This is a genomic window from Enterococcus sp. AZ040, from assembly GCF_050499185.1.
In the GTDB taxonomy this organism is placed as follows: Bacteria; Bacillota; Bacilli; order Lactobacillales; family Enterococcaceae; genus Enterococcus_D; species Enterococcus_D entomosocium.
The window spans coordinates 2,635,526-2,650,011 of the sequence record NZ_JBMHEW010000001.1 but is presented as its reverse complement, the minus strand read 5'-3'; the positions used below and the strand labels follow the sequence as shown (position 1 = coordinate 2,650,011).

Annotated in this window: 10 protein-coding genes; 7 read left to right on the top strand and 3 right to left on the bottom strand. The window is 42.5% G+C overall.

Features of this window, described 5'->3' with window-relative positions; all coding sequences use genetic code 11:
- Positions 1 to 22: 22 nt before the first annotated feature.
- Both IGK63_RS12115 and IGK63_RS12110 read right to left on the bottom strand, forming a co-directional pair.
- Positions 23 to 1,561, bottom strand: a complete 1,539-nt coding sequence (locus IGK63_RS12115; protein ID WP_034872110.1) for an AMP-binding protein — start codon at positions 1,559 to 1,561, stop codon at positions 23 to 25.
- A 194-nt stretch (positions 1,562 to 1,755) separates the two neighbouring features.
- Positions 1,756 to 2,379: a DapH/DapD/GlmU-related protein gene (locus tag IGK63_RS12110; RefSeq protein WP_008380829.1), complete on the bottom strand. Its 624-nt coding sequence runs from the start codon at positions 2,377 to 2,379 to the stop codon at positions 1,756 to 1,758.
- Between the two features lie 94 nt (positions 2,380 to 2,473).
- Between IGK63_RS12110 and IGK63_RS12105 the strand changes: the two genes are divergently transcribed.
- From IGK63_RS12105 to IGK63_RS12085, 5 genes are all read left to right on the top strand, one after another.
- On the top strand, positions 2,474 to 3,667 hold the full coding sequence (locus tag IGK63_RS12105; RefSeq protein ID WP_016612666.1) for an NAD(P)-dependent oxidoreductase: 1,194 nt from the start codon (positions 2,474 to 2,476) through the stop codon (positions 3,665 to 3,667).
- Positions 3,668 to 3,721: 54 nt separating this feature from the next.
- Positions 3,722 to 4,375: a GntR family transcriptional regulator gene (locus IGK63_RS12100; protein WP_005234303.1), complete on the top strand. Its 654-nt coding sequence runs from the start codon at positions 3,722 to 3,724 to the stop codon at positions 4,373 to 4,375.
- Positions 4,376 to 4,510: 135 nt separating this feature from the next.
- Entirely contained in the window at positions 4,511 to 5,725 is a 1,215-nt protein-coding gene (locus tag IGK63_RS12095; protein ID WP_034872109.1) for a quaternary amine ABC transporter ATP-binding protein, read from the top strand.
- A complete protein-coding gene (locus IGK63_RS12090; RefSeq protein ID WP_005228611.1) occupies positions 5,718 to 7,442 on the top strand; it encodes an ABC transporter permease/substrate binding protein in 1,725 nt (574 codons plus the stop codon). The genes IGK63_RS12095 and IGK63_RS12090 overlap by 8 nt, the downstream gene beginning before the upstream one ends.
- Positions 7,443 to 7,768: 326 nt before the next feature.
- Entirely contained in the window at positions 7,769 to 9,529 is a 1,761-nt protein-coding gene (locus IGK63_RS12085) for a family 43 glycosylhydrolase (protein WP_016612665.1), read from the top strand.
- A gap of 44 nt (positions 9,530 to 9,573) precedes the next feature.
- On the opposite strand, the gene IGK63_RS12080 is transcribed toward IGK63_RS12085, so the two are convergent.
- Positions 9,574 to 10,404: a helix-turn-helix transcriptional regulator gene (locus IGK63_RS12080; protein ID WP_016612664.1), complete on the bottom strand. Its 831-nt coding sequence runs from the start codon at positions 10,402 to 10,404 to the stop codon at positions 9,574 to 9,576.
- 171 nt (positions 10,405 to 10,575) lie between these two features.
- Between IGK63_RS12080 and IGK63_RS12075 the strand changes: the two genes are divergently transcribed.
- A complete protein-coding gene (locus IGK63_RS12075; RefSeq protein ID WP_429972514.1) occupies positions 10,576 to 12,990 on the top strand; it encodes a glycoside hydrolase family 2 TIM barrel-domain containing protein in 2,415 nt (804 codons plus the stop codon).
- On the top strand, positions 12,987 to 14,474 hold the full coding sequence (locus IGK63_RS12070; RefSeq protein ID WP_016612662.1) for a glycoside hydrolase family 30 protein: 1,488 nt from the start codon (positions 12,987 to 12,989) through the stop codon (positions 14,472 to 14,474). Before IGK63_RS12075 ends, IGK63_RS12070 begins: the two co-directional genes overlap by 4 nt.
- Positions 14,475 to 14,486 lie beyond the last annotated feature (12 nt).

Below are 14,486 nucleotides of genomic sequence, written 5' to 3'. Positions count from 1 at the left end.
TCTGCTGGCCGTTTCTTTTGTTTTATTCTGCGTTTTTGAATTCTTTTTCAATTTGTAGTCGTTGGACTTTCATGGTTGCTGTTCGTGGGATATCATCGTAGTCGCGTAAAATTGGCTGATTGAGGTGAGGGAGATCTTCCACCATTTTCCACCAAGCATCCCAATCCATTTCACGATTTGGCGCTAAAGCAATGATAGGTTGTGGTGAGTTCTCTTTGTCGCGAACGATCACAACTTCGGCAAGGAAGTCTAAATGATCCAGCAAAAGGTCTTCCAAAGCAAGATTGCTTTCAATATTTTTGATCAAGTCCACTTGACGGTCTTTTAAGTAAAGATGTCCCTGATCATCCATCATGCCGTAGTCACCACTGTCCCACCAAGCGCCATAGACATTGTCAGCAAAACGCTGATCTTCTTTATAATAGGTCAACGCGCGTCCTTTTGAAAGGAAATGGATGTGCCCATCGGTATTGGCTGGCAGCTCGTTGCCCTCTGCATCGGCGATCCGTGCTCTCGTTAAGTCCTCTAGACCAACACCCATATCACGGGCATCGTTGGTAGCGATGCTTTCTAAGGTATGTGCTTTTAGGATCATTGGCCCGCATTCACTTTGACCATAGACTTGCAAAAAGATTGCTTCTTTTGTTGCTGAAGTATTTAAAAAAGTGGCCATTGTTTGATTGTTGATGGCATCAAAGGTTGAGTGATAGTAACGAATATTGGCGAAAGCATCTGGTTGTTCTTTTGCCACGAAGCTCCATTGGACAAAATTGTTTGGATGAGTTTCCAAAGCGATTGGTGGATATTCTTTTAACATGCTTACGACATGAGCGCCGTTGGCATTGGCTAATGGCATCATCGGAAAGCCCATCGCCATCAAGGATGAGATGCCGATATTGAAGCGGGAGTGCACCGGTGAAATATGGAACGCAATTAAATCAGAGTCTGCCTTGGTGCGATCAATCTTGGTGAAGATCGTTTTTTGCCATTTTGTCCGCCAGCCCATGGAGTTTGCCGAATGACAAATCAATTTTGGAATACCCGTTGTTCCAGAAGTGTGGGTCATATAGGAAATTTGATCCGCGGGTAACTCAGTTTGTGCCACGGGTTCCGCTGGTTGTTGCAGCAGATGACGAACAGAAATCTGTTTATCAGTACTGCTATTTTTCACTTGTGCGACGCGGCCTTCGGTTTCTTCATCAAATAAGATGAATGGATCTTCTAAGCGATCCACAAACACTTCGATGGTTTCAGCAGGGAAATGGTAAGAGATCATAGCAGGCACTGCACCAAGGTAAGAAGCAGCCGTTGCTAATAAATAGGTATCGAATTTTGAAGATTTATAAAGGATGATTTTATCGCCGGCTTGCACGCCTAGTGCAGCAAGTTGGTAAGCACGTTTTAAAATCATTTCATGACTCGAACGGTAGGTACTACGATAGCCAAGTTCAGGAAATGCTGGTAGCACTTCATCGTGGATGATGGTTGTGTCAGGAAATGCCTCGGCAGCTTCTCGGTAATTGGTGTAAAGATTTAATGGACGATAGTCTAAAATGGTCAAATAGAACACTCCTTTAAAAGTTCGTGAAAAACTTCATTTGATTTCTCCATTTTAGCACAGGAATTTCTCGATACAATAGATTTTCAGTGTTTTTTATTTATTTCTAAAAAATCCTTCCCTCAAAGACTTTCGAAGAATGAATGACTGTGATGTGTTATCATTCATTCCTCGTACTAAGCGGGAAAAGCGCATAATCAACGGGTGTATTTTACTATAAAATCTTCGATTGGGAGCCGGAAATCCAGATAGCGTGCTTCTAATTCTGCACGACTCCAATTCCACCAAGCGATTTCTTGTAAAGCAGTGATCGTTTCTGGATCAAAGCGGTATTTGATCACTTTTGCTGGAACCCCGCCGACGATCGCATAAGGCGGCACATCTTTGGTTACGACTGCGTTTGAGGCGATCACGGCACCATCACCGACGGTCAAACCAGATTGGATCACGGCACCGTGGCCGATCCAGACATCATTGCCAATGACGGTCGTTTTTGCTTTGCGTTTTTCTAAGAAGGACTCGTCCTTTGGCGCAAATCCATAGCCTTCGCCATTATAGGCAAAAAGATGCTGACTAGGGCGTTCATAGGGATGATTGGTGGGGCCGATGCGGACCATCGCTGCGATACTGATAAAACGTCCTAATTGACTGTTCTGAATAAAGCAATATTGCCCCGTATAGGTATAATTGCCGATGGAAGAATGATCAATGTGATTGGCTTCGCCAATTTCGACATAGTCTCCTAAAGTTGTGTCTTGAAGCTGCGAGTCTTTGCCAACGATCGGCTGTTCATCTGGAAAATTTGTGATCGATAGGTGCATAGTAATCATCCTCTCTTGCGTATTGCTATCATTTTACCGCACTTTTTTGTACTATTTGACTAATACGCACTAAAGACAAAAGGAGGTCTGCTTTATGGAGACGATTTATCAGTTAGATAAGATGACCGAAACGATAGGTAAGCGAGCAATCAAAAAAGGATACTCGTTAAAAAATCAAGCGGCCCCAGAGGCGCTGTTTGTGCGCAGTTCAACGGTTCCTAACGAATTGATCACACCAGAATTAGCTGTGATCGTTCGCTCAGGAACAGGCACCAATACGATCGATTTGGCACGGTGTACTCAAAATGGCACAGTAGTTTTCAATAGTCCTGGTGTCAATGCCAATGCAGTCAAAGAGTTGGTGCTATCCAATTTATTTCTCAGCGTTCGCCCCTTATTCAAAGCGATCCAGACGGTAGCCGATTTGCAAGAAGAGGTAACGTCAGGTCAAATTGAAGCAGAAGAGGTGTTGAAGGTAGCTGAAGAACGGCGAAAAGAAGTGATCGGCGAAGAATTAGCTGGAAAAACCATCGGTATTTTAGGCTTAGGAGAGATCGGTGAACGGGTGGCAAAAGCCTGTCATCAGCTAGGGATGGAAGTCCTCGGCTATGCCCGTACGAAAAAAGCGGCACACGATTACGAACAAGTCAGTGACTTGCACGTACTGTTGGCCGAATCAGATTTTATAGTGGTTTTGCTCCCTTTAAGTCAGGAAACCAAAGGCATGCTGAATCGACAAACGATTCAGCAGATGAAAAAAAATGCAGTGTTGATGAATTTTGGGCGCGGGGAGATCGTGGAAGAAGCAGCCGTCTTAGAAGCACTAGCCAAAAATCAGCTCAAACAATACATCACCGACTTTCCTAGTGCCGGCTTGATCGGACAACAGAAAGTGTTGTGTTATCCGCATATCGGCGGCAGTACTACCAATGCCTTGGAAAAGGGGGATCACGTAGTTTTTGATCGCATGCATGCCTATTTGCGCGCTGGGACGATTCAAGAATCGGTCAATTTTCCTCATGCAGAGTTGCCTTTTTTGGCACCGTATCGCTTGGCGCTGTTTTATCACGACAAGCCTGGTGCTTTTGCCCCGCTATTGCGGATCATTTCTGAAGCAGGCGTAGATATCGATAATTTGGCGAGTGAGAGAAAAGCCGGAGTCGCCTATACCTTGATTGATCTTGATGAGACAAATGAAATACTGCTGCAAGATCTACAGAAGCAGATACAGCAAGAAACAGCGGTCATCCGTGCCCGCTTGATCAAAAATTCGCGAACCAGTGAATAGTTGCCACCAACAATGTTTCTTGTTATGATGAAAAAAAAGTAAAGGAAGTTCATCATGACGAATAAGTTTCAAGATAAAAAGAAGGTCGCTTTGCCTCGTTATCAGCAGATTGCCGTGGCGATCGCGGAACGAATCGTTGAAAATCGCTACCAAGTTGGGCAAAAGATCCATGCGCGCTCAACGTTAGCCAGCAATTTCAATGTCTCTCCTGAAACAGCCCGCAAAGCGATCAATGTATTAGTTGATTTAGAAATCATGGATGTCCGTCATGGCAGCGGCGCCTATATTGCTTCAAAGGAAAAAGCACAGGCCTTTGTTGAACAATACCAAGATGTGCAGTCGATCCAAGAAATCAGACAAGACATTTTAGACAGTGTGGAGCGGCAGCAGCAAGAGCTGGATAATTTTTCTGACTTGTTGAACACGTTAGTGCAGCAGACCAAAAAGGTACACCATATGAGTCCGTTTGTGCCCTTTGAACTTCAGTTGACGGAACAAGCGCAGCATTTGGAAAAAAGTATCAATGAATTGAATATTTGGCAAGCCACAGGGGCGACGATCATCGCAATCCAAACAACCGAAGAATTGTTGTTGTCACCAGGACCTTATGCGAAATTCAGTGCAGGCAATACGATTTATTTTGTCGGAAATGAACTGGCGTTGCAGCGCATGACCAATTTCTTCTATCCAACGGACCATTCAGCGTAATTCTTTTTCCTGATTCCCATGCTTTTTTTGCAAAAGAAAAAGCATTGGGAAATTTTTTTTGACAAAGTGACCACATCTTGTTAAGATAGTATGGTCACTTTCGTGAAATTTTTCAGAAAAAGGAGTATTAATCATTTGAGTAAAGTTAAAGTGGAACACTTAACCAAAATCTTCGGTAAGAAAAAGCAGCAAGCTCTTGCCATGGTCAAAGAACAACGCAGCAAAAACGAGATTTTAGAAAAAACGGGTGCCACCGTCGGGGTCTATGATGTGAACTTTGAAGTCAACGAAGGCGAGATTTTCGTCATCATGGGCCTTTCTGGAAGCGGGAAGTCAACATTGATTCGACTATTGAATCGATTGATCGAGCCGTCTGGCGGAGATATTTACATAGATGGCGTGGATGTTGCCAAAATGAGTAAAGAGGAACTACGAGAAGTTCGCCGTCACAAAATCAACATGGTTTTCCAAAGCTTTGGCCTTTTCCCTCATCGGACAATTTTAGAGAACACAGAATACGGACTAGAAGTCCGTGGGGTCTCGAAAGAAGAACGAACAGCGAAAGCGGAAAAAGCGTTAGAAAACTCAGGATTGCTTTCTTTTAAAGACCAATACCCTGACCAGCTGTCTGGAGGGATGCAACAGCGTGTGGGACTTGCCCGTGCGTTAGCCAATGATCCAGAGATCCTCTTGATGGATGAGGCCTTTTCAGCATTAGATCCGCTGATTCGCCGTGAAATGCAAGATGAACTTTTAGAATTGCAAGCCAATGTTCAAAAAACGATTATCTTTATCACCCATGATTTGAACGAGGCCTTGCGGATCGGTGACCGGATCGCTTTAATGAAAGATGGTCAGATCATGCAGATCGGTACAGGAGAAGATATTTTGACGAATCCTGCCAACCAATATGTGCGTGATTTCGTGGAAGATGTCGATCGTTCCAAAGTCTTGACTGCGCAAAACATCATGGTTCCAGCATTGACGACGAACATCGAGATCGATGGACCAAGCGTAGCATTGAACCGGATGCGGAAAGAAGAAGTCAGCATGCTGTTAGCCGTCGACAAACGTCGTCACCTAAAAGGAAGCTTGACAGCCGAGTCTGCTCGTGAGGCACGGAAAAACAATCTGACCTTGAAGGAAGTTATTGATAAAAATGTTAAAAAGATCGATAAAGATATGCTGGTAACGGATATCTTCAATTTGATCTATGATTCGCCTACACCTTTAGCCGTGGTAGAAAACGATCGTTTGATCGGAGTCGTGATCCGCGGAAGCGTGATTGAAGCGTTGGCTGAGACCGATTCAGCCGTTCAAGCAGAGGAAGGGGTAGTGACAAATGGATAATTTCTTACAACATACGATTCCGGTAGCTGATTGGGTCGAAAACTTTACTGATTGGCTAACAGGAACTTTCAGTGGATTGTTTTCAGCCTTACAGTCTTTCGGACAATTTATCATGGACGCTATTACAAATGTATTACTGTTTGTACCACCGTTATTAATGATCGTCTTATTGACGGCTGCTGCCTTTTTCGTTTCACGCAAAAAATTTGGCTTGCCAGCTTTTACTTTTGTCGGGTTGCTGTTCATCTATAACCAAGGGTTATGGACAGACTTGATGAACACCGTGACGTTGGTCTTATTGTCGAGTTTGGTTTCGATCATCATTGGGATTCCACTAGGAATCTTAATGGCGAAAAGCGAAAAAGCGCAAAGTATCGTGACGCCGATCTTAGACTTTATGCAAACGATGCCTGGTTTCGTTTATTTGATTCCTGCGGTTGCTTTCTTTGGGATCGGGATGGTTCCTGGGGTCTTCGCCTCAGTGATCTTTGCTCTACCACCAACCGTTCGGATGACGAACTTAGGGATTCGCCAAATTTCTCGTGAATTGGTGGAAGCCTCTGATTCCTTCGGTGGGACTGGCTGGCAAAAACTGATCAAATTAGAATTGCCACTAGCCAAAAGCACTATTTTGGCTGGGGTCAACCAAACCACGATGCTGGCATTATCAATGGTCGTGATCGCGTCGATGATCGGTGCTCCTGGGTTAGGGCGCGGTGTCTTGTCTGCCTTGCAACGAGCACAAGTCGGTAACGGATTTGTCAGTGGGGTATCCTTAGTTATTTTGGCGATCATCATGGATCGCTTTACTCAGAATTTGAACCGTTCGGCACATCAAAAAGCAGCCAGCAAGACGAGTCGCAAACAAAAACGTCTTTTTGGCGGGATTGCGGCAGCGGCAGTCGTTGCTTTGATTGGCGCATCGTTTGCCTTTGGAAATGTTTCTGACAGCAAAGGCACGGTGAACTTGGCGTATGTCGAATGGGATACGGAAGTCGCATCTACCCATGTGGTGGCAGAAGTCTTGTCGCAAATGGGCTACGAAGTCAACACGACGCCTTTGGATAATGCCATCATGTGGGAATCGGTGGCAAAAGGGGAAGTTGACGGGATGGTTGCTGCTTGGCTGCCATCTACGCATCAATCCCAGTATGAACAGTACCAAGATCAAGTCGAGAACTTAGGTCCTAACTTAGAAGGGGCAAAACTGGGGATCGTTGTCCCAAGCTATATGGATGTAGATTCCATCGCAGACCTTTCTGACGAAGCTGGAAAAACCATCACTGGTATCGAACCAGGCGCTGGTGTCGTAAATGCAGCGGAAAATACGGTTGCAACGTATGACAACCTTTCCGATTGGAATGTCGCTACCTCTTCTTCTGGAGCGATGACAGTGGCATTGGGCCAAGCCATCAAGAACCAAGATGAGATCGTTATTACTGGTTGGTCTCCACATTGGATGTTTGCGAAATATGATCTGAAATATCTGGATGATCCAGAAGGAACAATGGGTGAAGCAGAAAGCATCAATACTGTTGTACGTCAAGGATTAGCAGATGACATGCCAGAAGTTTACGAAGTACTTGATCGTTTCAACTGGACACAGGAAGATATGGAAGAAGTCATGTTAGCAATCAATGACGGAACATCAGCCGAAGATGCAGCCAAAGATTGGGTAGCCAATCACCCAGAAGAAGTTGCTGCTTGGACGAACTAACTTCTTTCAAATAAGTGTATTAAATCTTCAATCGATTTTAATGTTGAGTTAGCACACATCCGAAAGTGGATGTGTGCTTTTTTGATCGTTTATTTGCTGCACAAACTTCAGGTATAAAGAAAATGAAAGAATAATGGCCGACGATTTTTGACAAGAGATAGCAAAAAATGGCAAGTCAATGGAATCGCTCGTGTAAGAAAATAGGAAAGCAAGTGTTTCAAAATCTTATAAAAGTTCGTTCATCAACTTATACAAATTCACGGGGACTTCTATAAAATGAGAGAGAAGGAAGTCGAGTGCATAGAGAAGGAATTAGGAGGGATTGAATGACAGCTTATTTATTTTGTCATTTCACTGGCGAGCAAAAAAATGGTGAGCAAGTATACTTTAGTGTGAGCAAGGATGGATTGACTTTTACAGATTTAAATCAAGGCCATCCCGTTTTGAAAAGTGATCTTGGGGAAAAAGGAGTCAGAGATCCTTTTCTGGTTAAGGGGAAGGACACGTATTATCTCATTGCGACAGATTTGCGTATTGAAAAGGGACTTGGCTGGGCACATGCTCAAACCAATGGTAGCCGCCAGATGGTTATCTGGTCATCAACGGATCTTGTGTATTGGACAAACCCATGGACCGCAACGATTGCTCCAGAAGGTGCAGGGAATTTGTGGGCGCCAGAGGCAATTTATGACGCAGAAAAAGAGACATTTTTTGTCTATTTTGCTGCAAAGGTTAATGGAAAACATAAGATTTATTCTGTTTCTACTATGGATTTTCAGACGTTTACTGAGCCTGTGCTATTTATTGAAAAAACGATGGATGTGATCGATACAACGATTGTTTTTAGTCAGGGGTATTATTATCGTTTTACAAAAAACGAAGAAAATAGTCGCATTTTTTTAGATCGCAGTCAACAGCTGACAGGAGACTATCAGGAAGTAACTTCTGAATACCTCGCTCAATTAGAAGGGGTTGAAGGACCGCAAGTGTACCAATTACCTGATGGCAAATGGGCGCTGATCGTAGATCACTTTAAAAAAGGCACAGGATATGGGATCGCAGTAAGTGATGATCTCACAACAGGCGTTTTCGAACCTGTTTCTGCCTTCGACTTCGGTCAATCTATCAAGCGCCATGGTGGGGTGATCACGATCACAGATGAGGAGTATCAACGACTACTGACCTATTATCAACAAAAAAACCCGGTTTTAGAGGGACTTTATGCTGACCCTGATTTGGTTTCATTTAATGGGAAATTTTACTTATATCCAACATCAGATGGTTTTACGGATTGGTCTGGGACAAGCTTTTCGGTATTTGAATCAGAAGATCTCACTCAGTGGACAAATAAAGGGACGATCCTTGATCTAGCATCCGCTCAGGTGAAGTGGACGATCGGTGGTGCGTGGGCACCCTGTATAGCAGAAAAAGAAGGAACGTTTTATTTTTACTTTACTGGAAAAATGGCGGATGGACGCTCAGGAATCGGTGTCGCTTATGCGGATCATCCAACAGGTCCCTTTATTGCAGATGAGAAACCGCTATTGAGTCCTGATCTTATCGATGACTATGGGTTAAACATGAGTCAAGTCATTGATCCATCTGTTTACGTAGAAGCTGGAAAGTATTATCTATTGTTTGGCAATTCTGCGGGAGGGACTGCTGCCATCGTAGCGTTGGGAGATGACATGCGGACTGTCAAACTTGATACGCTAACAGAATATCAAGGGCTGGAAGATTTTCGAGAAGCCATTACTGTTTTGAAAAAAGATGATTTGTATCACTTTACCTGGTCGGGAGAAGATACCCGCAGTGAAGACTATCATGTGAATTATGGTACCTCATCTTCATTGTATGGACCGATTCAGTATCATTATCCTATCTTACAAAAAAATGTTGAGAAAGGCATTTTAGGAACCGGTCATCACAGCATTTTGGAACATTTTGATCGATATTATATTGCTTATCACAGCTTTGCTGTTCCACTTAGTAAGTATCCAGAAGAAGCCCGCGGATTTCATCGACAGGTTCGCATTTCCCCATTAGATTTTGACAAAACAGGCTATATGAATCAAGTAGTCGTATAAGAAAAAGGGTGCAGCGATGCATCCTTTTTTGTCTGCAAATTCAGTTAGTTTCTTTTACGAACATTAGAAGGAGCAAGATCATAATGCTTTTTAAATAGTTTACTAAAATAAAAAGGATCATGATAGCCTACTTTTTCTGCGATTTCTTTGACGGTCAAATTGGTATGAAGCAACAGCTCATAGGCATGTTTGAGACGAATCTCGATCAAATATTTAATCGGACTACGACCAGTGATTTTCCGAAAAACTTTTGAAAGTTGGGCAGGACTAATATAAAGCATGTCCGCTAGCATTTCCAAAGTGATGTCTTCTTGATGATGATTCTCCAAATAATAAATCGTATGGTTTACTAGCGTTTGTTTTTGTTTATCTTTTTCAGAAATTACTGACAGGCTATTGTTTGGATCGGAGGGCGTCAAACTTCTTAAAATCAAAGCTAGCATTTCGAGAATGATTCCTTTGCCCATCAAATCGTGATGAATATTATGGCTGTTAAACTCATGGGTCAGCTGCCATGCTTTTTTGAAGAACGCTTCTTGATAAATCCCTAAATTGAGCAGGGGATCTTCATTAGGGAAGGTATTAAAAGGAAGTCCTTCGATCAGAATATTAGAAAGGCCGATATGAAGTTCATGGGATTCCATCCCTGCTGGATGGATTTCGGTATGGGGAAGGCCAGGGTTAAAAAGGAGCGTGTCACCAGTATATAGCCTTGTGCGGGTTTCATTGAATTCGTAATCAACGGTTCCTTCTAATACGATGCTGATCTCAATGAAATCATGATGGTGGTAGCCCCGAAGATTTTTCTTTTTATTCCAAAAGTCAACGACATAAATAATTTCAGGATTAAATATATTCGAATGGATGTGGTACATAGTTCCCTCCTATTACCTACGAAAAAGTAGGCGCTTTTTTTTCTTCATATCATATTAATACATGAAAATGAATCGGATAGACTATGTTCTTCATTAAATGTTTTAGTAAAATTAAGTGAAAGAAAGCGATTTCTTTATGTGAGTATTGGTAAAAAGGAGGTTAGGAGTTAAATGGAAAAACGTTTTTTGAATGAATGGCGATTCTCAAAACAAGAAGAAAAAGAAGCATGGAAAAAAGATTTTGATGATTCTATTTGGGAAAAGGTAACGATTCCTCATGATTGGGGTGTCTCTTATCCCTTTGAAAAACATTTTTCAAGCGGAACAGGGTATCTATCCGGAGGAATAGGTTGGTATCGAACCAAACAGCCGCTGCAAGAGTTGGGTGACCTTACGAATAAAGTCGTAAAAATTCATTTTGAAGGTGTTTATAAAAATGCACGGGTTTGGATCAATGGCTATCATATGGGGATTAGACCTTCAGGATATGCTTCATTTTATTATGATTTGACAGAGATTTTAACTTACAATTCGGATGATAGCTTGCTTATTAGTGTCCGTGTCGAGCACACAGATTTGGCAGATTCAAGATGGTATAACGGAAATGGACTCACACGTCCTGTTTCTCTTGAAATTCATGATTCTATTTATATCGACGAATACGGAACGAGTTTTTCAACGCCAAGTGTTACAGAGGGGCAAGCGGAGATCATGATCGAACATCGGCTAGTAAATACCTTAAAACAAGACCGTGTTGTTAGGATCGAACAAGTGCTGGAAAGTTTACAAACGGAAAAAGTGATGAACATAAGTGAGGAAATCCAACTTAACGCAGGGGAACGCCGCACGGTCACATTGAAAGCAAAAATTGAAAAGCCAGAGCTATGGTCACCTGAAGCGCCGAATCTTTATCAGCTACGAACAAAGGTGAGTTTTCAAGATGCGTCCTTAAATAGAATTGAGAGCGTATACAACGAGTATATCGGGATCAGATCCTTTCATTTTGATGCCAATGAGGGCTTTTCTTTAAATGGGCAAAAGCTGAAAATCAAAGGTGTTTGCTTGCACGAAGATGCGGGCTCTTTCGGTACAGCTGTTCCGAGCGAGGTATGGGTACGGCGTTTAATAAAGTTAAAAGAGATGGGGGCAAATGCTATACGAATGGCACACAATCCTCATTCGTTTGCTTTGTATCGTTTGTGCGACACCATGGGATTTTTAGTCTTTGATGAAGCATTTGATGAATGGGAAAATCCTAAAAATAAATGGTGGCAAGGTCATAATGTGTATCCACCCAAGTTAGAAGGAGCAGCAGAACATTTTCCAACTTGGTATGAAAAAGATTTGGAAAATATGATTTTACGCAATCGAAACCATCCATCGATCATTGCTTGGAGCATTGGCAATGAGATTGATTATCCCAATGATCCATATGCTAGTCCATTGTTTGCTGAAATGACAGGGAATAATGACAATAGCAAACCAGAAGCTGAGCGCATCTATAATCCACATCGACCTGATATGAGAAGGTTACGCACGATAGCCGAAAAGCTGGTCCATTTGAGCAAAACACTCGATCCGACTCGACCAGTTACCTTGGCAGCAGCTTTTCCAGAATTATCTACGAAAATTGGCTTGATCGATCACTTGGATGTCGTTGGCTATAACTACAAAGAACATCTATACGAAGAAGATCATCGCAAATTCCCAGATAAACCTTTTATTGGGAGTGAGAACAGTCACGGGTTTAAAGAATGGCAAACGGCAAACACTCTTCCGTATATCGCTGGACAATTTTTATGGACGGGCATTGATTATTTAGGGGAAGCCCATGGCTGGCCTATTCACGGATCTGGGGCAGGCTTATTGACATTGGCTGGTATTGAAAAGCCTAGTTATTACAAGAGAAAGAGCTGGTGGAGTCAAGAACCGACTGTTTATTTGACAACGATTCCTTACGAGAAAAACAAACGAAGAGCAGAATGGGAACCCACCTATCGAAAATGGTCTTACCCAGCTGAGCAAGAAATTGAAGTAAGGTGTTATACAAATGCAAAAGAGATTCGATTGAAGATTGGCGACTTGGAAGTACCCGATGTTCGTTATGATGATACCTTTGGTTATTATGTTGCACGGATCAACTATCAGCCAAAAAACTTGTCGGTCGAAGCAGTATTTGAAGAAACGATTCTGCATGATGAAATAAAACCCGAAGCAGCGCCAACTGCTTTGGCAGCTATGAATTACGAAATTCCTCAAAGATGGCGGGAGAAATTAGCTGCTACCGATTTAACGCTAGATAAGACCCTTCATCAAATCGAATGCCAAGTCTTGGATTATGCTGAAAATACGATAGCAGCAGAAGTGATGGTCTATCTAGAAGTCGAAAATGGGACATTATTAGGTTTGGAGAATGGTGATCTAGCAGATACTACCGCTTATACAGAGTCATTCCGTAGAACGATGCAAGGAAAGTTGCTTTGCTTTGTAGCAGGAGAGCGCAAGAAAGAGACAGTTGTGACGCTGCGCTCACCTGGACTACCAGATACACGATTGATTCTAGAGAATAGAGAGGGAAGTACATGATAAAAAAGCGGACACTCCTTATTCCTTTGGTCTTATTGAGTATACTGACAGCGTGTGGAACGGTCGAGGAAAATACACAGAAAGAAAAAGAGCCAGAGACAGATGAAGTCATTGATACGGCGATGATCACCTTAAATACGGCAGAAACCTACCAGACAATTGAAAGCTTTGGCGCAAGTGGTGCTTGGTGGAGTCAAGATGTTGGTGGCTGGATCGAAGAAGAAACAGCAGAACTTTCGAAGCGAGAATATATCGCAGAATTATTATTTGATCCGCTTGAAGGGATTGGCTTGACGTCTTATCGCTACAACTTAGGCGCCGGAAGTACGTTACAAAATAGTCCTCGCATTGAAGATCCCTGGCGACGAGCAGAAAACTTTGAAGAAGGACCCGAAGTCTATGATTGGTCGAAGGATGAAAATGCACGATGGATGCTGAAAACAGCGGTTGATTATGGAATTGATGATATCTATTTATTCGTCAATAGTCCATTGACGAGGCTAACGAAAAATGGTTCTGCGTATGGTGATCAGCTAGAAGAAAAACGCAGTAATCTAGCTCCTGAGAATTATCAAGCATTTGCCAACTACGTCTATGATGTAACGGAACACTTCTTAAAAGAAGACATTCCCGTCACGCATGTGTCGCCAATCAATGAACCACAATGGGATTGGACTGGTGGTCAGGAGGGAACCTACTACGATCCAGCTGAAGTAGTCGCACTCTTAGAGGTATTTATTGAAGAAAAACAAAAAAGACCAGAGCTGAAACAAATAGCGCTATCGATGCCTGAATTAGGAGAATGGGCAAACACCAGCAAGGAATATTTCGAAGCAATCATCGAAAATGATACATTGATGAATTACTTTGACACGTGGGAAGTCCATTCATATTGGACAACTTACGTCGAGAAAATGAATTTTAAAGAGTGGTTAGAAGAAAAGGAAATCGATGTTACCTTAAAAATGTCTGAGTGGACAGAAATGATCAATGGTCGCGACTACACTATGGATTCTGCCCTAAATTTAGCCAACGAGATACACGATGATTTAACGATCCTTGATGTGGTTGCTTGGCAATATTGGATCGCAGTCAGTAGTTACGATTATCGGGATGGTCTGATCTATGTAAACTTAGGTTCAAAAGAAATTATTCCGACAAAAAGACTTTGGGGAATGGGGAATTTCAGCAAGTTTATTCGACCAGGGTACACGAGAGTTTCCGCAATCAGCGACGACAAAGAGGTGAATGTCGTAAGCTTTTTGGGAAAAAATGAAGCAAACGAAGAAGAACTTATTACAGTGCTTATCAATAACAGTTTTCAGGAAAAAGAGATTGATCTTCAAGGAGTCGGATTTGGTGAAATCATCAGCTATACGACAGATGGTGAATCTGATTTAGAAGAGCAGAGCATCACTTCTCAGGAACTGACAATCCCTCGGCAATCGATCGTTACCTTGAAGAGCGTTACAACGAATGAATAAGAAAAGGGGAAA